17 protein-coding genes are annotated in these 21,158 nt (G+C 59.9%); 5 read left to right on the top strand and 12 right to left on the bottom strand.

Annotated elements, in window-relative coordinates:
- Nucleotide 1: 1 nt before the first annotated feature.
- The 11 genes from HF945_RS01790 to HF945_RS01740 form a co-directional block, all read right to left on the bottom strand.
- Nucleotides 2-2,983: a hypothetical protein gene (locus HF945_RS01790; protein ID WP_290524082.1), complete on the bottom strand. Its 2,982-nt coding sequence runs from the start codon at nt 2,981-2,983 to the stop codon at nt 2-4.
- 177 nt (nt 2,984-3,160) lie between these two features.
- On the bottom strand, nt 3,161-3,631 hold the full coding sequence (locus tag HF945_RS01785) for a hypothetical protein (RefSeq protein ID WP_290524081.1): 471 nt from the start codon (nt 3,629-3,631) through the stop codon (nt 3,161-3,163).
- Nucleotides 3,632-3,961: 330 nt separating this feature from the next.
- Complete coding sequence (gene hflC / locus HF945_RS01780) at nt 3,962-5,011, bottom strand: protease modulator HflC (protein WP_290524080.1); 1,050 nt, start codon at nt 5,009-5,011, stop codon at nt 3,962-3,964.
- Nucleotides 5,011-6,177 (bottom strand): FtsH protease activity modulator HflK, encoded by a 1,167-nt coding sequence (gene hflK / locus HF945_RS01775; RefSeq protein ID WP_290524079.1) that lies wholly within the window; start codon nt 6,175-6,177, stop codon nt 5,011-5,013. Before hflK ends, hflC begins: the two co-directional genes overlap by 1 nt.
- A 45-nt stretch (nt 6,178-6,222) precedes the next feature.
- On the bottom strand, nt 6,223-7,605 hold the full coding sequence (hflX, locus tag HF945_RS01770) for a ribosome rescue GTPase HflX (protein WP_290524078.1): 1,383 nt from the start codon (nt 7,603-7,605) through the stop codon (nt 6,223-6,225).
- A gap of 244 nt (nt 7,606-7,849) precedes the next feature.
- Nucleotides 7,850-8,134: an RNA chaperone Hfq gene (hfq, locus tag HF945_RS01765; RefSeq protein WP_290524077.1), complete on the bottom strand. Its 285-nt coding sequence runs from the start codon at nt 8,132-8,134 to the stop codon at nt 7,850-7,852.
- A gap of 521 nt (nt 8,135-8,655) precedes the next feature.
- Entirely contained in the window at nt 8,656-9,657 is a 1,002-nt protein-coding gene (miaA, locus tag HF945_RS01760; RefSeq protein ID WP_290524076.1) for a tRNA (adenosine(37)-N6)-dimethylallyltransferase MiaA, read from the bottom strand.
- Nucleotides 9,658-11,490 carry a DNA mismatch repair endonuclease MutL gene (mutL, locus tag HF945_RS01755; protein ID WP_290524075.1) on the bottom strand — a complete coding sequence of 611 codons (1,833 nt, stop codon included), beginning with the start codon at nt 11,488-11,490 and terminating at the stop codon, nt 9,658-9,660.
- Between the two features lie 81 nt (nt 11,491-11,571).
- A complete protein-coding gene (locus tag HF945_RS01750) occupies nt 11,572-12,954 on the bottom strand; it encodes an N-acetylmuramoyl-L-alanine amidase (RefSeq protein ID WP_366492414.1) in 1,383 nt (460 codons plus the stop codon).
- Entirely contained in the window at nt 12,938-13,402 is a 465-nt protein-coding gene (gene tsaE / locus HF945_RS01745) for a tRNA (adenosine(37)-N6)-threonylcarbamoyltransferase complex ATPase subunit type 1 TsaE (RefSeq protein WP_290524074.1), read from the bottom strand. Before tsaE ends, HF945_RS01750 begins: the two co-directional genes overlap by 17 nt.
- Complete coding sequence (locus HF945_RS01740) at nt 13,377-14,876, bottom strand: NAD(P)H-hydrate dehydratase (RefSeq protein WP_290524073.1); 1,500 nt, start codon at nt 14,874-14,876, stop codon at nt 13,377-13,379. Before HF945_RS01740 ends, tsaE begins: the two co-directional genes overlap by 26 nt.
- A gap of 82 nt (nt 14,877-14,958) precedes the next feature.
- Here HF945_RS01740 and queG point away from each other — a divergent pair, with 82 nt between their 5' ends.
- Nucleotides 14,959-16,008 carry a tRNA epoxyqueuosine(34) reductase QueG gene (queG, locus tag HF945_RS01735; protein ID WP_290524072.1) on the top strand — a complete coding sequence of 350 codons (1,050 nt, stop codon included), beginning with the start codon at nt 14,959-14,961 and terminating at the stop codon, nt 16,006-16,008.
- 123 nt (nt 16,009-16,131) lie between these two features.
- Here the strand turns inward: queG and orn are convergent, their stop codons facing one another.
- Complete coding sequence (gene orn, locus HF945_RS01730; protein ID WP_290524071.1) at nt 16,132-16,677, bottom strand: oligoribonuclease; 546 nt, start codon at nt 16,675-16,677, stop codon at nt 16,132-16,134.
- An 82-nt stretch (nt 16,678-16,759) separates the two neighbouring features.
- Between orn and rsgA the strand changes: the two genes are divergently transcribed.
- The 4 genes from rsgA to HF945_RS01710 all read left to right on the top strand — a co-directional run bounded on the left by rsgA (nt 16,760) and on the right by HF945_RS01710 (nt 20,917).
- The gene (gene rsgA, locus HF945_RS01725) at nt 16,760-17,791 is read left to right on the top strand and encodes a small ribosomal subunit biogenesis GTPase RsgA (RefSeq protein WP_290525374.1); all 1,032 of its coding nucleotides are present in this window, start codon (nt 16,760-16,762) and stop codon (nt 17,789-17,791) included.
- A gap of 106 nt (nt 17,792-17,897) precedes the next feature.
- Complete coding sequence (locus HF945_RS01720; RefSeq protein ID WP_290524070.1) at nt 17,898-18,713, top strand: rhodanese-like domain-containing protein; 816 nt, start codon at nt 17,898-17,900, stop codon at nt 18,711-18,713.
- A 53-nt stretch (nt 18,714-18,766) separates the two neighbouring features.
- Entirely contained in the window at nt 18,767-19,627 is an 861-nt protein-coding gene (asd, locus tag HF945_RS01715; protein WP_290524069.1) for an archaetidylserine decarboxylase, read from the top strand.
- Between the two features lie 153 nt (nt 19,628-19,780).
- Nucleotides 19,781-20,917, top strand: a complete 1,137-nt coding sequence (locus HF945_RS01710) for an alpha/beta fold hydrolase (RefSeq protein WP_290524068.1) — start codon at nt 19,781-19,783, stop codon at nt 20,915-20,917.
- The last annotated feature ends 241 nt before the right edge of the window (nt 20,918-21,158 follow it).

The raw sequence follows: 21,158 nt of genomic DNA, 5'->3' as shown, positions 1-21,158 counted from the left end.
CTTAGTTCACTCGCACGCAGAACTTCGCGTTGGCGCTGTTACCGGCAGTAAGATCCCCAACGACCCACTTCACCTCCGGATCCGTACCGGAGTTCGTCACCTCATCTCCATCTGAGGCACGAACAGAATCTTTCGCGGCCAGAAAGGTGGTGTAAGGGGTGGTTTCATCGGTGATGGTCACGTTCTTGGCCGTGGCTGCACCTTCATTGGTCGCAGTCAGGTCCCAGATCACACACTGATCCGGCTCCACCTGGGTGGTCTGAGTTGCAGCAAAACCAGAATCCGCACTCCAGTCAGGCGTTGCGGCATTACAGCTACAATCTGCATCGACGCCGGCCAGCTTGTTCAAACGCACCTGACCCAGAATCACTTCGGTCACGTCGTTGGCCGTGGCGGACGCAGCCGCGCCTGCACCACTGTCTTCATTTGCTGCAGTGAGGCTCAGGGTGTCCTGGGTACCTTGAGACGCTGTCGCCGGGGCAAACACGGTCACCTGCACTTCAACCTTCTCGCCGGCCTCCAGAGTCAACTCCGGCAGGTTGTCACCGTCGGCATCCGCAACACCGATCTGCACCGGGTTACCCGCCTGATCACGCACCCACAACTGCCCCGCGGTTGCAAGGCCCGCCAGCTGGCTCAGTTCACGGTATGCATCCGGAACATTGTCGCCGTCCGTGTCCACATACAGCTGGGTAGTATTGGTGAAGCCGGTCTGGCTGTTGCTGGCTGACAACTCAACGGTTTCCGTGGAGTTACCGTCGTTGGACAACACATGCGGGTAGTCCACGTTACCGCCGGGCTGCACCTGGTTGGCGCCATCAGGCGTGATGCTCAGATCACGATTAGCCACCACATCAACCGCATCCAGCTTGCTGTCGGTAATGCTGTTGTCGGACGGAGAGGTGACCGTAAACGTGATCGGGTAGTCGCCATCACTATCATTGGTGTTCACCGCATCACCGCCGGTGTAATCCGCACGGGCCTGAGCCACATTGGAGGACACCGTCACATTGGCGGTGTAGTGATAAACCGCATCGGCCGGCAGGTTCGGGGTGGCTGTGACCACATCGCCTGCATTGCTGGTGTTGTCCACTGTGCCATTACCATCGGTATCGACACCCACATCCACAAACTGCACAGACCAGCCCGCGGGCACCGTGCCACCCAGGGTGTAGGACTGGGCGTTGCCGGACTCGTTGGCCACATACAGATTGAACGAGGTGACCGAACCTGCTGCTGCTGTGTTGGTCGTGGTCGGCGTGCCGGTGTTCTCGTCGGCATCGACCGTGCTATCACCCATACCGGTCGCGTTGGCAGTGTTGGCAATATCCACGGCCGCCGCATTAATGGTGCTCAATACACCCGCGGAGGTATCAGACTGGGCATTGTCGCCCGCAGAGGTCGCCGTCAGGTTGAACTGGTACGGGCCGACACCACTGGCGCTGGCCGGCAAATCGGCTTTCACGGTGATGTTCATCGCTTCCGCCGGATCCAGCTCGCCGGTGTCCGGGTTACCGTCACTGTTGGTGTCAGTGATCTGAACCGTGCCCGCAGCATTCCAGAAGGTGAACGTGGTACCTGCCGGGAACGGATTGGTCGCATCGTTGGCTGCGCTCAGCTCGAACACATCCACGCCATTCCCGTTGTTGGTAATGGTGTGCTTGAAGTCGACCACGGCACCACTGGCCGCACTGGCAACAGTGTAGATGTCGTCATCGGTGCCATCGGTGCCATCTTCGGTGTCGTTGGCATCCACAGCGTAGGTCTGACCAATCACAGTGGTAACTGTGTTGGAGCTTACCGCTGCTTCGGTGGTACCGACATCGTTGTCCAGGTTGCCCTGGGCCGCAAAGGTGTTCTTGATCTCGGTACCGGCAGGCGCCGTCGGATCAAAGCTCACCTGGTACACGATCGATACCGTGGTGTTCACACCCAGGCTGTCATCGGTCAGCAGAATACCGGGGATACCGGTTTCACCGCTGGTGCCGTCACCGTCCAGATCCACACCCGTCGGCTCATCAATCGTGGCCAGTGAGGCCGGGGCATACATGGTTGTAGCATCAGTCGGGACCGCCTGATCTGCACCAGTATTGTCCTCGTAGGTATCGCCATTGGCTGCCAGCAGACCATTTACTGAAGTGATATCAACAAAAGTGGCATTGGCCGGGACCGCATCGAAGATATTCACCTCGGTTGCCGCACTGCCACCGTTGTTCTTCACGGTCAGGGTATAGGTGATGGTGTTGGTAGACGTATTCACGGATGCAGACTTGGTGGTTACCAGTACTGCATCGGTGGTCACGGTCACCACGTCGGTGTTGGTATCGTTACCGTCTGCCGAGCCATCCGCATCGGAATCATAGGAGCCGCTATCTGCGCCTCCACTGGCTGGGCTGGTATCGATAACCAGACCGCCATCGGTCGCATCTCCGTCGTAGCTGCCATCCCCACGCGTGGACTGGGCTAACAGGGTAGCGGTGATCGTGCTGCCGGCTGTCGCACTGGACCCCACCGGCACAGCCAAAATCAGCTCGACTTGCTGATCCGGATCCAGCTCGATCTGGGTGACAACGTTTTCACCTGCGTCAGGCTGGCCGTTGCCGCTGGTATCCCAATAGACGTCATAAGCAACGCCACCGGTGGCACCGCCATCACGGCCACTCAGCACAAAGGTGTCACGGGCGTTACCGGTGTTCTTCAGGCTGTGACTGAAGTACACGGTTTCGCCGGGAGCACCGGCCTTGCTACCGTCGCTACGCAGGGTCCCTGCGTACACTTCTGCAACGGTGACCACCGCCTCATTGGACTGGGCGGAGTAACTGTTGCCGTTGGCGTCTTCATAGGTGACGGTTGCCTTGTTCTTGATGTCCGTGCCGGCTTCGGTGAGTGCCCACGTTTGCCCTGCGGCAAACAGCAACCCACCAGAAACCAGGGACACGGCCATTTTCGAAGACAACACGCCCTTATTGAAGGCATGTTTCATGGCTTCATCCTCAAAGTTTGATGTTTTGACTTACCCTCTAGTTTCAGAAAGCCTTGCGAGAGCGGCCCCTCGTCGAAACGAGTGGTCCGCCCCTCCCCATGCGGCTGACCATGACGATCAAGCCGCTCGCGCAAGACTTCCTCGGAGCGTTAGCTCCTACGTCAGCTCCCCCGGGAGCTACTGCACCTTCACCCGGTAGCGATACTGCTGCTCCTGGTCAGGCTTGAGGCTGCCATTTGGCTGCCAACGCACCTGGGTGTAGTCGCTGGGGGGAACCGTGACGTTCTTGCTCTGGCCGTCCGCGTCCTTCACTTCTCGAGTGACGGGCTCAGCCAGGAAACGGGTTCCGTTATCAATGCTGACGGTGAACGATGCGTCCACCTCGGTGTTGGCGCTACCGCCTACATAGGCAGTGTTGGCCGGAACAGGGCCGGTGATGACAAGGCCGGAAAGCGGCTGATCACCGGTATTGCGATAGGTCAGGCGGTATTCCACCACATCGCCAGGAGATGCTTGCTCCGTGGCGACTACGGTTTCCTTGCCCTCATTTTCAGTCACCAGGAAGGTTTCCATGTGACTGCTCAATGGCCCCTCCGCCCAAATCAGAGAGGACATGGCAAGCAGCAAGACAGAGAAAAGCAGTTTCATCTTATGGCTCCCAGTACCGCCCGGCGACCCTTACTCCGGCCAAACCAAGTGCGGAATATTAAACTTTATTCTGTTAACGAGTTCACAAAAAACAGTCACACTATCCATACATTCTGTGACATGGTGCTTATTTTGCACAAAAAACCCCACTTATTCGTTAACGGAATGTAAAAATAACCAAACCGAATGAGCACTATCGCACCAGAAAAACAAAAAAACCCTTTAAAATCAATGCATTGCACACAGGAAACACTTTTTCAGGATAAAAAAAACCCGCCAAAGGCGGGTTTTTAGGTGATGAACGGAGTTTACTAACAGCAATGCAATTAATTACTGCTTTGCCCCCTTCATATAGCGGAAGAACTCGCTATCCGGCTCCAGAATCAGTACATCTTCCGGATCCTTGAAGCTTTCCTTGTAGGCCTGAAGGCTTCGGTAGAAGCGGAAGAACTCCTTATCCTGATTGTAGGCACCCGCATAGATGGCCGCTGCCTGGGCATCACCTTCACCCCGGATCGCCTGGGATTTACGGTAGGCGTCCGCCAGGATCTCGGTGCGTTGGCGGTCAGCGCCGGCGCGGATCTTCTCGGCTTCCTCGCGGCCCTGGGAGCGGTGCGCGGCGGCATCACGCTGACGCTCGGCGCGCATGCGGTCGAACACACGACCACGGACCTGGTCCGGCCAATCCACCTGCTTCACCCGGATATCCACGACTTCGATACCCAGATCTTCCATAGTGGAGAGATTCACCTCCTCCCGCACCTGATCCATCAGGGCTTCACGCTGATCAGAGGCAACGCCATTTTCCGCTTCGCCTGCTTCACCTTCTTCTGTCTTGGTGAGGATTGACTCATCCAGCTGCTCGGTCGGCACTTCCGTGGTTTCGCCGGTGGCCGGATCACGAATGATCGCCTTGCCGTCTTCCACCGCCTCCACGTCACTCTCTCCGGCAACGACCTGGAACACGGTGCGCGAGGCAAACTCGTTACGCAGGGCTTCATTCACCCGCGGGTCAAGCAATTGGCGAGCACGGTCTTCCATGATCTGGGCATTGGAAGAACCACCACCCACACTCACGATATAGCGCTGCACATTGTTGATCCGCCACACCACAAAGGCATCCACGTTGAGCAACTTCTTCTCAGCGGTGAGAAACGCCTGGGTAGGCACGTCATAGACCAACGCGCGGCCGTCCACTTTCACCACTTCCGAGACCAGCGGCCATTTGAAGTAGATGCCCGGATCCATGTCTGCCAGCTCAATACGGCTGAACTGCTTGAGTACGGCTTTTTCGGTCTGCTTCACGATATAGAAGGAATCCAGCGCCAGTAATGCCACCAGACCCACTGCCAGAAGCGCGACCCATCCACGATTATTCATTAGCGCAACCCCTGGTTCTGTGTGCTGTACAGGCTGCGACTGCTGCTGCGGCCACTGCCCCCGTCGTCAGCCCCGGCACTGGCCGGCGCATTGCGCGACGCACTGCTCTGGGTGCTGCTGTCAGCTGCCTTGGCAGCATTCTTCTTCATCAGCTGCTCCAGCGGCAGGTAGATCAGGCTGTTGCCTTTGTCCACATCCACCAGCACCTTGCTGGTAGCGCCATATACCTGGGTCATGGTTTCCAGGTACAAACGCTCACGGGTCACCTCAGGCGCCTTGCGGTATTCGGCCAGCAGATCGGTAAACCGGTCGGCATCACCCTTGGCTGAATCGATCACCCGCTGCTTGTAGGCTTCTGATTCTTCAGTAACACGCTGGGCCTCACCACGGGCCTGGGGAATCACCGCATTGCGGTAGGCTTCCGCCTCGTTACGGAAGCGATCTTCATCTTCCTTGGCCTTGGATACGTCATCGAAAGCGTCTCGTACGGCATTGGGCGCTTCGGTTTTGTCGAGCACCACCTGACGCAGCACCAGACCGGTATCGTAGCGATTCAGGTATTCCGCCAGACGTTCACGCACCTGCACCGGGATCGCTTCCCGGTTGTCCTTGAGCACATCATCCATGGAGGAGGCCCCCACCACATGGCGCAGGGCGGAACTTGTGGCATGCTCGAGGATCGCCTCTGGCTGCGCTACTTTCAGCAAGAACGGGCGCGGATCCAGTACCTGGTACTGCACCTGCAGGGTCACGCTGACAATATTGGTGTCCTTGGTGAGCATCTCTTCGGTGATCTCGAAGCGACGATTCTGGCCCACGTCCACCTTTTCGAACTGCTCGAAGATGGGTGCCCGCCAGTTCAGGCCCGGCTCTACAATCCGGTCGAATTTACCGAAGCGCAGCACCACGGCACGCTCCCGCTGATCAACCTGAAACCAGCCCACAAAGCCGTACACCAGTGCGGCGACCACAATGCCGACAATCACCACCGGCCAGGGGGAGCCACCGCCACTGCGGCCACCATTGCCGCCGCCCTTGCTGCCAAAGACATTATTGATCTTGTCCTTGAGATTCTTCAGAGCTTCATCCAGATCCGGCGGACCTTGGTCACCGCCACCACCCCAGGGGTCTTTCGGCTTGTTACCGCCGGGTTCATTCCACGCCATGTAGGTCTCCAATCCGTTCGGGCTGCGCGCCCTCCGGCATTAATGTTATCCCGCCTTCGGCGAGCGTTCTGAATTGTAGGAAGGGCTCTCTTCCCCTGCAACCGGGTCCGCCGTCCCTGAGGGCGCGGGCACCACCAATTCTTCCTCGCGCAGTCCCTGCTCCCGCAGCAACCGCTCGAAATGGACACGGTTCACATTGATGCGCAGCAGCATGCTGCCATCCATGGCCGCCTGTTCGTCAAGCACTTCACCGGCTTCGTGCAGGCGAGCCCGCAAACGACCCGCATGGGCTGGCAGCCTCACCCAACAATCGACCCAGCCAGCGGCCAGACGTTCCGCAATGGCCTCAAACAGCAGATCGAACCCCTCACCGGTGTGTGCCGAAATCCAGACCCGCCAGGGCTGACCCTGTTCGTCACGGTCGATGCGTGGCGCCTCATCGAGGTTATCCACCTTGTTGTAGACATGCAGCACCGGCAGCTTCTCGCCACCAATTTCGTCCAGTACCTCGTTCACCGCTTCCACATTGCTGTCCCGTTCTTCGGCACTGCAATCTGTCACATGCAACAGCAAGGTGGCGTTAACGGTTTCTTCCAGGGTGGCGCGGAATGCCTGCACCAGCCGGTGAGGAAGGTGACGGATGAAGCCCACGGTATCGGCAAGAATGGCAGGCCCCACACCGGGCACTTTTACCTTGCGCAGGGTTGGATCCAGGGTGGCAAACAGCTGGTCGGCCACGTACACATCACCGGTGGTGATGGCATTGAAGAGGGTGGACTTGCCGGCGTTGGTGTAGCCCACCAGCGAAATCAGTGGGGTTTCCGAGCGCTGCCGGGCTCGACGGCCCTGGGCACGCTGCTTGCGCACCTTCTCCAGTTTCGATTCGATGGCACGGATGCGGTCGCGCAGCAGACGGCGATCGGTTTCCAGCTGGGTTTCACCGGGGCCTCGCAGGCCGATACCGCCTTTCTGTCGCTCAAGGTGCGTCCAACCTCGTACCAACCGGGTGGACAGGTGGCGCAACTGGGCCAGCTCCACCTGCAACACCCCTTCATGAGTACGGGCACGCTGGGCAAAAATATCCAGAATCAGGCCGGTACGGTCCAATACCCGACACTTCACCGCACGCTCCAGATTACGCTCCTGGGCGGGGCTGAGGGCATGATTGAACAGCACCACATCCGCACCGTGCTCCTTGACCAGCTGGGCGAGCTCATCGCTCTTGCCGGTGCCGATGAACAGGGCAGGGTCAGGCCGGTCGCGTTTGCCGGTAAGCTCCATCACCGGTTCAACACCACTGGAGGTCACCAGATGATGAAATTCGTCCAGATCCTCGCGCCCCATGGCGTCCGGAAGATCCAGGTGCACCAGAATGGCTTTCTCGCCGGCGCCGGTACGCGACTGCTCTGTACGATCAAATAAGTCCATAGAGACCTGATATGGGGATGAATGTGCCGATTGTAAACCAGCGGCGCAAAAAAGGCAGGGAATAGCTATCCATGCTGCCTGATGCCTGATGCCTGATGCTCAAGATGAAACATCAAGCGCGCCTCCCGGTGGCAACGCTTTTCCCGTGTTGCCTGTTGCGTGAAGCGTGGTGCAGCCGCAGAGCGGCAACGAGCGGCCACAAAAAAGCCGCCCGAAGGCGGCTTTTTGAGGCGGAAGAGACGGCTTACTGGTTGCCGTAGCTCTCGCCGGCCGGCGCAGCAGTGCCACCGTTGCCCGTGGACATGGCCGGGTTACCACCAGCACGGGGGTTACGGGCAGGCACTACGGTAGAAATCGCGTGCTTGTAGACCATCTGACTGACGGCGTTCTTGAGCAGAACCACGTACTGGTCGAATGACTCGATCTGGCCCTGCAGCTTGATGCCGTTCACCAGAAAGATAGACACAGGAATCCGTTCCTTACGCAGGGCGTTCAGGAAAGGGTCTTGTAAAGAATGCCCCTTAGACATGGCAAGTCTCCTTGAAATAACAGTAAAAAGTGGTGCCCAACACTTCGGGCAATCAGCGCGGTTTGCGACAGTGAAACCGTCCCGAACGGCCGCTGCCTGCCTGATCCGCAATCAGACATCTTTTTCGTCAACAACCCGAATAAATGGTTCCAGGCCCGGCTTGTTCCGACCTATATGGGATGGCGAAATACGTTTTCAAGATCCCCACCCCCCAATTACCGGGGAGCCTCTGAATAACTCCTTGCATGCTCAGCGTGGCCTGGAGCGTGCAGCTGTTGTGTCTTGGCTCGATGGTCAGGGTGGCTCCCTTTCCGAGAGGCAAGGCACAAAAGATGGGCGCTCCAGGCCGCGCCCTCCGGGTCTTCCAGGCTGATCCGCACTCGTTGTTGCACTTTTTCGACAGGCAACCAGCATGCCTTCAAAAGTGCGCCTAGATTGCGAACCAGCCTGAAAGACTGAGTATGCAAGGAGTTATTCAGAGGCTCCCCATGCATTATAGACCAAAATAGCAGCACCCGGCTTCAAATAAACACAGATTTACAGATCTTGGCAAGCTGGCCGGACAGCGCATTGCGCTGTTGTTCATTATTACTGTCAAACCATGCCAGATTCGGCCATTTTCTTAGCCAGGTGTACTGCCGTTTCGCCAGTTGGCGGGTAGCAATCACCCCCTTCTGTACCATCATCGGCTGGTCGTAGTCGCCACTCAGGTAATCCCACACCTGTCGGTAGCCTACCGCCTTGACCGCCGGCAGATCCCGGTGCACACCGGGCATCTCCCGTAATCCGCGCACTTCTTGTACCAGCCCCTGTGCCAGCATGGCGTCAAAGCGCTTTTCAATCATGGCATGCAGCCAGCCACGATCCGCCGGGGCCAGAGCCGCACTGTAAACTGGCCAGGACAACGCACTGAACTGACTTAAACCATCCCCGCGTAATGTGACAGCCGTATGATGGTCAGCATGAAAGGCCGACAGTGGCCGACCGGTGACCCGAAATACCTCAAGTGCACGCTGCAGTCGCTGCCGATCGGTGGGGTTGAGGCGCGCGGCAGTGACCGGATCCACCGCCTGCAAGGCAGCATGGACGGCGGGCCACCCCTCGCGCTCTGCCAAAGCAGCAATCTCTGCTCGCACCTCGGGATCGGCTTCCGGTAACGGGGCCAGTCCTTCCACCAGGGCTTTGAAATAAAGAATGGTTCCGCCCACCAATAACGGCAGTTTGCCATTATCGTGAACCGCCTGAATTTCCCGCAGGGCATCTGCGCGAAAATCCGCCGCCGAATAAGGGTCGGTGATATCCCGGAAGCCCAGCAGCCGATGCGGCGCCACTGCCAACTCCTCCGGAGTGGGACGCGCCGCACCAATATCCAGCTGACGATAGACCAACGCAGAGTCCACATTGATAATTTCGATTGGCAACGACTGGGCAGCCTCAATCGCCAACGCCGTTTTCCCTGAACAGGTGGGGCCCATCAGCAGCAGCACGGGCAACGCGTCTGGCGTCCGACGTCCGGCGTCCATTCACTGCCCTCGCATGAACAGACGATCCAGATCCTTGATACTCATCTGGGTCCAGGTGGGGCGTCCATGGTTGCATTGACCGGAACGCTCGGTGGCTTCCATGTCTCGCAGCAAGGCGTTCATCTCCGGAATGGTCAGGCGGCGATTGGCGCGCACGCTGCCATGACAGGCCATGGTGGAGAGCAATTCATCCAGCTTCTGCTCGATGCGCTCACTGCTGCCCTGGGCAAGCAGGTCCGACAGCACATCGCGGACCATGGCTTCACTGTCGCTGTTTCGCAGCATGGCAGGCACTTCACGCACCACCAGGGTTTCCGGACCGGCACGCTCCACCACAAAGCCCAGCCGGGTAAAGACCTCCGGCTGCTCATCAGCAAAGTCCGCCTCCCGGGAGGACACCGCCAGCGACACCGGCACCAGCAATGGCTGGCTGCGCACCTTGTCTTCTGACCAGCTCTGCTTGAGGCGTTCGTAGGTAATGCGCTCGTGAGCCGCATGCATGTCCACCACCACCATGCCGTGCTGGTTTTCCGCCAGAATGAAAATGCCATGCAGCTGTGCCACCGCGTAGCCCAGCGGCGGGACGGTTTCGTCCTCGCTGGCAGGCGGCATCACTGCCGGGGAAGCCTCTTCCACCTGCCGCTGAACCAGTGCGCCATAGGCATCCGCCTGGCGCATGCCCTGGCCATACCCGAAGCTGCCACCCGGCGAAGGGGGCGGCGAATAGGGCCGCCCCGACGGTGCCGGCAGGGACATGCTGCCCTGACTGGGCGCAGCGGCCGGCATGGACAGACCCTCTTCCACCACCGCCGGGCCCTGATCCTGGCCGGGGCGCACCTCGGCAATGGCGCGATGCAGGGAGCTGTAGAGGAAACCATGCACCATGCGTTGCTCGCGGAAACGCACCTCGTGCTTGGTCGGGTGCACGTTCACATCCACCATGGCCGGATCCAGTTCCAGGAACAGCACATAGGCCGGGTGGCGACCATGGTAGAGCACATCCGCATAAGCCTGGCGCACTGCATGGTTAACCACCTTGTCGCGAATCACCCGGCCATTCACATAGAAATACTGCAGGTCCGCCTGGGAGCGAGAGAAGGTGGGCAGTCCCATCCAGCCATGCAGACGAATGCCATCACGCTCCACATCCACCGGGATCGCCTGCTCCATGAACCCCTTGCCGCAGAGTTTGGCGACACGGGCGGCACGCAGGGTATCGTCCAGCCCCGCAGGCAGCTGATGAATCACCTTCTGGTTATGGGTAAGCCGAAAAGCGGTATTGAATTCGCTCAGGGCAATGCGCCGAAACACTTCTTCCAGATGATTGAATTCGGTTTTTTCGGTGCGCAGGAATCGACGTCGGGCCGGAGTATTGAAGAACAGGTCACGCATGGTCACGGTGGTGCCACGGGGATGCCCTGCCGGTGTCACAGAGGGCGCCATGTCCCGGCCTTCCACCTGCACCTGCCAGCCTTCCGCCTCGCCTTCCACATTACTGGCCAGGGTGAGGCGGGAAACCGAACTGATGGCGGCCAGCGCTTCACCGCGAAACCCCAGGGTGCCGATGGCTTCCAGATCCTCCAACCCGCGAATCTTGCTGGTGGCATGGCGAGAAAGTGCCAGCGGCAGGTCGTCGCGCTCGATACCATGGCCGTTGTCACGCACCCGCAGCAGCTTCACGCCCCCCTGTTCCACATCCACGTTTATGGATTCGGAACCGGCATCCAGGGCATTTTCCAGCAGTTCCTTGAGGACGGAAGCCGGACGCTCCACCACCTCACCGGCGGCGATCTGGTTGGCAAGACGGGAATCCAGCAGTTGAATCTTGGACAAAATGAATCCTTGATAACGTCATTGAGCGCGGACAGCCAGACCGGGCATGCCCGCGTGAAGCAGGTTGTGAAAGCGGCGCTCTCAGGAACGGGGAATTTTCAACACCTGGCCCACCATGATGCGATCACCACGAATGTCATTGGCAGAGCGTATGGACTGCTCGCTGACACTATACTGACGAGCTATTTCTGACAGTGTATCACCTGGCTGGATACGGTACTCCTCGCCCTTCTCACGGCGCTGGGCGGCATACCAGCTGTTCGGCGCCGGGTGGGAACGGAAGTAATCGTCGATGCCGTTGAGGATAGATCGTGCCAGCTTGGACTGGTGGGCCGAGGAACGCAGGTTGCGCTCCTCGGTGGGGTTGGAGATAAAGCCGGTTTCCACCAGGATGGACACCATCTCAGGCTCTTTCAGCACCGCAAAACCGGCCTGCTCCACCTTGTCACGGTTGCCATGCAACTTGGTTACCTTGCCCATTTCCATCAGCACCTGCCGGCCCAGATAGAGGCTACCGGCCATGGAGCCGTTCATTTGCAGGTCCGCCAGCACACTGAGCAGGGAACTGTCGTCTTCTTCCTCTTCGTACACCCCGGCCACCCGGTCAGATTCGTTGGCGATCTTGGCCAGATAGCGCGCCTTGGCACTGGTGGCTCCCCGGTTAGAGAGCGCAAAAACAGACGCACCATGGGCACGGGCATCGGTAAAGGCATCCGCATGAATGGACACAAACACATCCGCATTGTGTTGCTGGCGCGCGATCTTGCGGCGCTCCGCCAGCGGCACGTAGTAGTCACCATCGCGGACCATGACCGCGCGCATGCCCGCCTGATCGTTGATCAATTTCTCCAGCTTCTTGGCAATCTGCAGCACCACGGTTTTCTCCCAGGTGCCGCTGGGGCCTCTGGCTCCCGGGTCTTCGCCACCGTGCCCGGGATCAATGGCCACGATCATCAAACGCTGCTCGTCACGGGTGGTCTTGCGCACTTCCGGTGCCTTGCTGGCCGGGGTGGCGGCCGTAGCACGGGTACCGGACGCAGAGTCCGTCAGGGTCTTGTCGAACAGGTCCACTACCAGGCGCCAGCCATGGGGCTCGATGGGCTTGAGCAGATTGGTGCGAGTGCGCACCCCTTCGCGCATGTCGAACACCACCCGGGTCTTGTCGGCATGCTCTCCCACACGAATGTTGGCGATGGGGCTGCTGGCGTAGTCCAGCGAATTGATATCAAACGCCAGCCGGGCGTCCTTGAGATCCAGCACTACCCGATCCGGGTTGGCCAGCTTGTCCAGTTTGTGATCCACCGGGGCTGGCAGATCAAACACGATCCGCGTGTGATCCGGCGCCCGGTGCAAGCGCACCGAATCAATGCTCTCCTTGGCCAACAGGGAAGGACTGGTCAGCCAGCCGGCCACCATCAGCAGCACGGCAAGGAAACGTTTTTTATTGTCAGTGCGTTTCGTCATAGGCCCATTCCAGGGTCGCTTTTCGTCCATGGCCGTCCACGGCCAGTGTAATGGTCAAATCCGGTGCCGGCACCACCCCGGCCCCGCGCTCCGGCCACTCCAGCAAACACAGGTCGCCGGAAGAAAAATAATCCCGCACCCCGATCAGCTCCAGTTCTTCCGGATCCGCCAGACGATACAGGTCGAAGTGATAGATATGGACGCCTTCCAGCTCGTAGGGTTCCACAATGGTATAAGTGGGGCTTTTCACTGCGCCCTCATGCCCCATACCACGAAGGATACCGCGAACCAGCGTGGTTTTCCCGGCCCCCAGATCCCCTTCCAGATAGACACAGGCGCCGTTGCCTTTTTCCTGAAGCAAACGGCGGGCCAATTGTGCCCCCAACGCCAGGGTTGCAGCTTCATCCGGCAGGTCGATCTGTTCAACCGTCACAGGGACAATACTCATTCAAATTCTCTCTGAGGACATCCAGTAAATCCGTGGCCAGCAGGCCGCGTTCGCCCTTGTCACGGGCGCAGGCATCCGCCGCACGGGCATGCACCATGGCAGCAAAGCGTGCCGCATCATAACCGCTCAAGCCCTGCGCGCGCAGAGCGGCGATCACCCCGGTGAGCACATCGCCCATGCCGCCGCTGGCCATCCCCGGATTTCCCTCGCGGATCAGGGCGCGGCCCTCACTGCCCTGAACCAGCGTCCCCAGGCCCTTCAGCAGCACGGTGCCACCAAACCGGGCATGGAGACTTTCCAGGGCGGCAAAGCGGTCCCGCTGGACTTCACCCTGGTTCGCGTTCAGCAATCTCGCCGCTTCGCCAGGGTGCGGCGTCAGTACCCAGTCCGCCTCCCCCACATCCTGACTCTCTGCCAACAGGTTCAGCGCGTCGGCATCCACCACCATCGGCTTGCCACTGTCCAGGGCCAGCTCCAGCAGCCCACGCCCCCAATCCTGCCGGGCCAGCCCCGGCCCAATGGCGATCACCGAGGCGGCCTCGATCAATGACACGGCCTCGGCAGGCCGGTCCACACCACGAGCCATCACTTCCGGCTGTCGCGCAATCATCACCGGCACGTGTTCGGGCCGGGTGATCAGGCTGACCTTGCCGGCGCCACAGCGTGCCGCCGCCTGGGCCGACATGATCGGCGCCCCGGGAAAGCCATGATCACCGCCGATCACCAGCACATGCCCATAGCGACCTTTATGGCCATCCAGATCTCGCGGCGACAACACCTCCAACAGCCTGTCCGGTGTCGGCACGCTCACGTCCGCCGGCACCTGCTGATACACATCACGGGGCACCTGCAGGTCGAAGAAGCACAATATCCCCGTGTGCACCGGTCCCTGAGCGGTGAGCAGGCCGCGCTTGAGGCCGATAAAAGTACAGGTGATATCTGCCCGCAACACCGCCCCCAGAGGCATGCCGGTATCGGCGCTGAGCCCGGAAGGGATATCCAGCGCCAGTCGCGGCACAGGCAAATCATCCAGTGCCGCGATCAGGCGGCTTACGTCTTCTCGCAACGGCCCCGCCAGGCCGGTACCAAACAGGCCGTCCACCAGCACGTCGGCCCCGGCTGGCATGGCCGTCACCGACAGCGGTTGCATGGGTATCTGCAAGGCCTGGCAGCGCTGTGCCATGGTCAGGGCATCACCGCTCAGGGAATCCGGCGTCTTGATAAAATGGATGCTGGGCTGCAAACCTGCCTCGTGGGCCAGTGCCGCCACCACATACCCGTCGCCACCATTATTGCCACCACCACATAACACCGCGATGCGACGGGCTTCCGGCCAGCGTTCACACAGGGCGTTGAACGCCGCCTGCCCGGCACGGAGCATCAGCTCGGCACCGGGGGTACCTGCAGCGATCGCCAGCCGGTCCAGCTCCCGGGTCTGTGCTGCGGTATAAAGCGCGGTTGGCAGTGCGGTCATGTTATCCTTCGCCTTTGCGGTACGCTCTTGCGTACAGGAATTTACGCCATTATACCCACGGGACCCCGCCGTTCAGAAACCCATGGATCTGCATCAGCTCAAGGACAAAATCCAGCAATGGGGCCGCGAACTCGGCTTCCAGCAGATCGGTATTGCCGATACCGACCTGTCCGCCGCCGAAGCGGCGCTGAAGGCCTGGCTGGAAGCCGGCTATCAGGGGCAGATGGAATGGATGGCCGCCCATGGCCACAAGCGTTATCGGCCTGCCGAACTGGAACCCGGCACCCTGCGGGTGATTTCCGCACGCATGGATTACCTGCCACCGGACACCGCGCCGGTGAAGATGCTACAGGAGAAGGACAAGGCCTATGTGTCCCGCTATGCCCTGGGCCGTGATTACCACAAATTGATTCGCAAGCGGCTGGCTACCCTGGCGGCAAAAATTCGCGCGGAAGTGGGCGACAGCGAGCTGGCCCGCGCCTTTGTGGACAGCGCGCCGGTGATGGAAAAGCCCTTGGCAGCCAAGGCCGGTCTCGGCTGGCAAGGCAAACACACCCTGGTGCTGAACCGGGAAGCCGGCAGTTGGTTTTTCCTTGGCGAAATCTACACGGACATCCCCCTGCCGGTCGACGAGCCCGGCGAGGACCACTGCGGCAAGTGCAAGGCCTGCATCACCGTCTGCCCCACCGATGCGATTGTCGCGCCCTACCAACTGGACGCCCGGCGCTGCATTTCCTACCTGACCATCGAACACGATGGCAGCATCCCTGAGGACCTGCGCCGCGACATCGGCAACCGCATCTTCGGCTGCGACGACTGCCAGCTGATGTGCCCCTGGAACCGCTACGCCCGACACACCGGCGAGACCGATTTCCACCCTCGCCACGGCCTGGGCGACAGTGATCTTGTCACGCTATTCGGATGGAATGAGGAAGAGTTTCTGGAACGCACCGCCGGGTCGGCGATCCGTCGTGCAGGCTATGAAAAATGGCTGAGGAATATTGCGGTAGCACTGGGCAATGCCCCCACGTCAGAGGACGTTATCCAGGCGCTGGAAGAAAGACGCGATTACCCGGATGACACCGTGCAGGAACATGTGCAGTGGGCGCTGGAGCAGCACATCGCGACCTAAAATGACCCCCCGTAGGAGCGGCGCTTGAGCCGCGAATCGAGCGTAGCGAGGATTCCGAAGTAAGGCTGTTCGCGGCTCAAGCGCCGCTCCTACGGCGAAAATTTTGCGAGCCGCGTACAAGCTTCAACAGCCAATAAAATGCTCGCGGTAGTACTTCAGCTCGGCGATGGATTCACGGATGTCGTCCAGCGCCAGATGCTTGCCTTCCTTCTTGAAGCCTTCCAGGATTTCCGGCTTCCAGCGCCGCGCCAGTTCCTTCAGGGTGGACACATCCAGATTGCGGTAATGGAAGAACGCTTCCAGTTCCTGCATGTAGTTGGCCATGAAACGGCGATCCTGGCAGATGCTGTTGCCGCACATGGGGGACATGCCCGGTTCCACGTATTCTTTCAGGAAGTCGATAGTCTGGGCCTGGGCCTGCATCTCGCTGATGCGGCTTTCCTGCACCCGCTTCACCAGACCGGAATTGTTGTGGTGCTCGGTATTCCACTCGTCCATGGCGTCCAGCAGCTCATCACTCTGATGCACCGCCAGCACCGGCCCTTCTGCCAGCACATTGAGCTGGGAATCGGTGACGATGGTAGCGATTTCGATGATGCGATCGTTCTCCGGGCTCAGGCCGGTCATTTCCAGATCGATCCAGATCAGATTGTTGCGCTTGTCGGTCATGGCTTGTCTCTTGGCTACGCGGTGGCTGTGACCGCATGGTAGCATGGCCCCAACCCAATACCGGAATGATACCCATACCACCGTGGCCAAACGTAAACTCAACCGCCGCCAGCGCTGGCGCATTGAAAAGATCCAGGCAGAGAAGCGCGAACGCGCCCAGAAACGCAACGACCAGCTGGAAGAGCTGGTGGCAGACGACCTGGGCGACGAGCAGCAGGGCATTATCACCGCCCACTTTGGCCAGCAGGTGCAAGTGGAAAGCGCCGATGGCGAAAGCCGCCGCTGTCACTTCCGCGCCACCCTGGAACAACTGGTGGTGGGCGACCGGGTCATCTGGCAGCCACCCAAGAGTGAGGGACTGGGCGTGGTGGTGGCCATCGATCCCCGCGATACAGTTCTCAAACGCCCGGACCCCTACGGCAACCTGAAGCCGGTGGCCGCCAACGTGGAACAAATGCTGGTGGTGTTCGCGCCCCTGCCCACCCCGTCCAGCACCCTGCTGGACCGTTATCTGGTGGCAGCGGAATTATCTGGCATCCCGGCTACCCTGGTGCTCAACAAGGCCGACCTGATTGACGAAGAGCTTCGCCCCTTTATCGACGAACTGAAAGCCATGTATGAAGCGCTGGATTACCCGGTACTGGAGCTCAGCGCCCATGACCACAACGGCCTGGCGCCGCTGCACGAGATCCTCAAGGGCAAGATCAGCGTGTTTGTGGGGCAATCCGGTGTCGGCAAATCGTCGCTGGTGAATGCGGTCCTGCCGGAAGCGGCACTGGATGTGGGCGATCTGTCCAGCACCTCAGGTCTGGGCCAGCACACCACCGTCACCGCCCGCCTATTCCACCTGCCCACCGGCGGCGAACTGATCGACTCCCCCGGCATCCGCGAATTCGGCCTCTGGCACATCAGCGAGGACGAACTGCTGCACGGCTACCGGGAACTCTCCGAACTGGCCGGCCACTGCAAATTCCGCAACTGCTCCCACCGCAACGAACCCGGCTGCGCCTTCCTCGAAGCCGCCGACAGCGGCGCCATCAGCGAAGAACGGCTGGAAAACTTCTACCAGATCGCCGATACGCTGGATGAGGAAGGGCGGGAGAGGTACCAGTGAACCAGTTAATAATGAATAATGAATAGTTAATAATTGGACTTCGCTTCGCGAAGTTGTTTCGCTATTCATTATTCATTATTCATTATTAACTATTCATTGCCTTCTTATGCTCCCTCTACTGCTAGAACCCGCCGAACTCGCCAGGCATCTTGACGATGACAAGCTGCTGATCATTGATCTGAGCAAGCCCTCCATCTACGTGCAGGCCCATGTGCCCGGGGCGATTCATCTGGATTTCAAGCGGTTGCAGAGCGGCGCCCAGCCGGCGCCGGGGATGATTCCCAGTGACGATGCGCTGGGGGATCTGTTCTCCAGCCTGGGGCTGACCCCGGACACCCATGTGGTGGCCTACGATGATGAGGGCGGCGGCTGGGCCGGGCGCCTGCTGTGGACCCTGGATGCCATTGGCCACAAACACTACAGCTATCTGAACGGTGGTATCCACGCCTGGCTGGCCGAGGGGCACCCCACCAGCAGCGAGTCCCCGGAGCCTGAGCCCAGCGACTACGAAGTCGGTGAGCATGACCCGCTCACCGAAGTGCATCTGGACTACCTGCTCAAGAACTTCGACAACCCGGCCCTGGCCCTGTGGGACTCCCGCTCCGAAGAGGAATACGCCGGTGTGCGCGCCTTCGCCCAGAAGGCAGGTCATATCCCCGGCGCCATCCACTACGAATGGACCGAGGCCATGGATCGCAGCAACAACCTGCGCCTGCGCCCGCTGGACGAGATCCGCGCTGAACTGGAAGCCCGCGGCATTACGCCGGACAAGGAAGTGATTTGCCACTGCCAGACTCATCACCGCTCCAGCTTTTCCTGGCTGGTGGGCAAGATCCTCGGCTATCCGCGCCTGCGGGGCTACGCCGGCTCCTGGGCGGAATGGGGCAATCACCCGGACACCCCGGTGGAGAAACCGGAATAATCCGGTCCCGGCGAGCAGCGCGTCCACAACCACGCAACCACAAGGACAACACCTTGAGCCTACGCGACAAGCTTTTTGTGATTCTGCAGTATCTGGTTCCCCAGCACGGACTTTCCCGTCTGGTCGGCATGCTGGCCCGTAGTGAGGTGCCGTGGATCAAGACCACCTTCATCAACCAGTTCATGAAACGCTTCGGCATTGACCTGTCCGAGGCCGAGATTCAGGATCCGGACCAGTTCCCCACTTTCAATGCTTTCTTTACCCGCGCCCTGAAAGCGGATGCCCGCCCACTGGAAGCCGATGCGGTGAACGACATCGCCTGCCCGGCGGATGGGGCGGTCAGCCAGCTGGGCGCCATCCGCGCCAACCAGGTGTTCCAGGCCAAGGGGCATGACTACTCCCTGTATGATCTGGTGGGCGGCGACAGCGCCCTGGCCAGCGAATTTACCAACGGCCAGTTCGCCACCATTTACCTGTCACCCCGGGATTACCATCGCGTCCACATGCCATTCACCGGCACCCTGCGCGAAACCCGCTACGTACCCGGCGACCTGTTTTCTGTGAATGAAGCCACCGCCAATGGGGTGCCCAACCTGTTCGCCCGTAACGAGCGGCTGGTGTGCATCTTCGACACGGATAACGGCCCCATGGCGGTGATTCTGGTGGGCGCCATGATCGTGGCGGGCATCGAAACGGTCTTCTCTGGCCAGGTCTGCCCGCTGCCCCGCGAAGTCCAGACCACCGACTACCAGCGCACCCAGCCCATCACCCTCCAGAAAGGCGATGAATTGGGGCGCTTTTTGCTGGGTTCTACCGTGGTATTGCTGTTCCCGGAAGGCAAGGCCAGTTTCGAAAGTGAACTCAAGGCCGGCAGCCTCACCCAGGTGCGCAGCAAGCTGGGCAGCTTTCAATAACCCCGTTGGCGGGCTCACCCGCTCCCCCGTCACAGTCAATGACCGCCCTGTGACGGGTGTCTTCCCCGCCGCCAGGAACTGTCCGTACGGCGAGTGCACCGCCCTCCATCTTGCATACAATGTCCGGCCCAACCCATAACGCCGGTATGACCCATGCTCACCGAAGCCCTGCAACAAAAGACCCGACCCTGGCGCCACCGCCTTGAAAATGGCCGTGCCCGCCTGTTCGCGTCCGACCAGTTGAGTCAGGCAGAGAAAACCCCGTTCGACACTCTGTTCGACGACGGCCTGGTCAAACTGCGCTACTACCCGCCGCTGCAGGAAAAGGCGATCCCGCTAGGTGATGGCACCATCATGCCTGTGAGCCAGACCGCGCAGCGCACTCCGCTGGTGCTGGTGGCGCCGCTGGCAGTGAATATGCTGATCTATGATCTGTTCCCGCAACGCAGCCTTGTTCGCTATCTGCGCGCACGGGGATTTGAGCTGTATATGGTCGACTGGGGCCGTCCCGGCAAATATCACAACCACCTGAACCTGAGTAGCTACTTCGCCGATTATCTTCCCAAGCTGCTGGTGCAGGTCCGCCAGCACAGCGGCCAACAGCAACTGAGTCTGCATGGCTGGAGCTTTGGCGGGCTGTTCAGCCTGTGCTACACCGCCCTCGGCAACGACCCGGACATCCGTAACCTGGTACTGCTGGGCGCCCCTTGCGACTACCATCGCAATGGGGCCCTCGGGGTGCAGTATCAGCGCTTGAGCCGCCGCGCCAAATGGATTCGCAGTCGCACCGGCCTGCGCATCCATAATGTGCCGGCAAGACTGCTACGCTCTCCGGGCTGGATGAACAGCCTCGCTTTCAAGCTCACCAATCCGGTGGGCAGCCTGCAGGGTTACCTGAACCTGGTAAAAAACCTGCATGACCGGGAATTTGTTACCGCCCACGCCACCAACGGAGCCTTCCTGGATGACATGGTGGCCTACCCTGGTGGCGTGATTCAGGACATCGTGCGCTATCTCTGGACAGACAATGTGGTTGCCGGCGGCAATCTGCCCATGGAAGGCAGCCAGGGACACCTGAGCAAGGTGACCGCCAATGTACTGAACATCACTGGCGCGAATGACCCGATTGTCACCCGCGATTGCAGCCACGCCATGGAGCCGCTGATTCGCAGCAAGGACAAAACCTTCATGACCATTGATGGCGGTCATATGGGCATCCTTGGCAGCAACGCAGCCCAAAAGCAGAGCTGGGGCAAGATTGCCGATTGGTTGATTGAAAGAGACGCCTGACGCAACACGCATCAAGCTAGCGCTTGAATTGGAAAAGCCGGGAAAGCTCCCACTGCTGTCCCACAGTTTGATTTAGCTAAGTCCGAAACCCGCCAGGCTGGCAAGCCGGCGGGTTTCTCTGTTTAGGGGAACAGGATTTCACCGCCACATTTTGACTCTCGCAGATGCCTGTCCCGTGGGAGCCTGCTTGCAGGCGAATGTTGGTGCGGAAAGGGCTATTCGCTTGCAAGCATACCCTGAC

Source organism: Alcanivorax sp. (genome assembly GCF_017794965.1).
Lineage (GTDB): Bacteria > Pseudomonadota > Gammaproteobacteria > Pseudomonadales > Alcanivoracaceae > Alcanivorax.
The sequence above is the reverse complement of the archived record's forward strand: the minus strand, read 5'-3'. Positions and strand labels throughout refer to the sequence as shown.

Bases quoted from the DNA above. Each gene is read 5' to 3' on its own strand.
- HF945_RS01710 (WP_290524068.1), top strand. From the start codon at position 19,781: ATGCTCACCGAAGCCCTGCAACAAAAGACCCGACCCTGGCGCCACCGC.
- HF945_RS01740 (WP_290524073.1), bottom strand. From the start codon at position 14,876: ATGACCGCACTGCCAACCGCGCTTTATACCGCAGCACAGACCCGGGAG.
- hflK (WP_290524079.1), bottom strand. From the start codon at position 6,177: ATGGCGTGGAATGAACCCGGCGGTAACAAGCCGAAAGACCCCTGGGGT.
- HF945_RS01790 (WP_290524082.1), bottom strand. From the start codon at position 2,983: ATGAAACATGCCTTCAATAAGGGCGTGTTGTCTTCGAAAATGGCCGTG.
- miaA (WP_290524076.1), bottom strand. From the start codon at position 9,657: ATGGACGCCGGACGTCGGACGCCAGACGCGTTGCCCGTGCTGCTGCTG.
- HF945_RS01720 (WP_290524070.1), top strand. From the start codon at position 17,898: ATGCTCCCTCTACTGCTAGAACCCGCCGAACTCGCCAGGCATCTTGAC.
- hfq (WP_290524077.1), bottom strand. From the start codon at position 8,134: ATGTCTAAGGGGCATTCTTTACAAGACCCTTTCCTGAACGCCCTGCGT.
- hflX (WP_290524078.1), bottom strand. From the start codon at position 7,605: ATGGACTTATTTGATCGTACAGAGCAGTCGCGTACCGGCGCCGGCGAG.
- HF945_RS01785 (WP_290524081.1), bottom strand. From the start codon at position 3,631: ATGAAACTGCTTTTCTCTGTCTTGCTGCTTGCCATGTCCTCTCTGATT.
- queG (WP_290524072.1), top strand. From the start codon at position 14,959: ATGGATCTGCATCAGCTCAAGGACAAAATCCAGCAATGGGGCCGCGAA.
- orn (WP_290524071.1), bottom strand. From the start codon at position 16,677: ATGACCGACAAGCGCAACAATCTGATCTGGATCGATCTGGAAATGACC.
- HF945_RS01750 (WP_366492414.1), bottom strand. From the start codon at position 12,954: ATGACGAAACGCACTGACAATAAAAAACGTTTCCTTGCCGTGCTGCTG.
- tsaE (WP_290524074.1), bottom strand. From the start codon at position 13,402: ATGAGTATTGTCCCTGTGACGGTTGAACAGATCGACCTGCCGGATGAA.
- hflC (WP_290524080.1), bottom strand. From the start codon at position 5,011: ATGAATAATCGTGGATGGGTCGCGCTTCTGGCAGTGGGTCTGGTGGCA.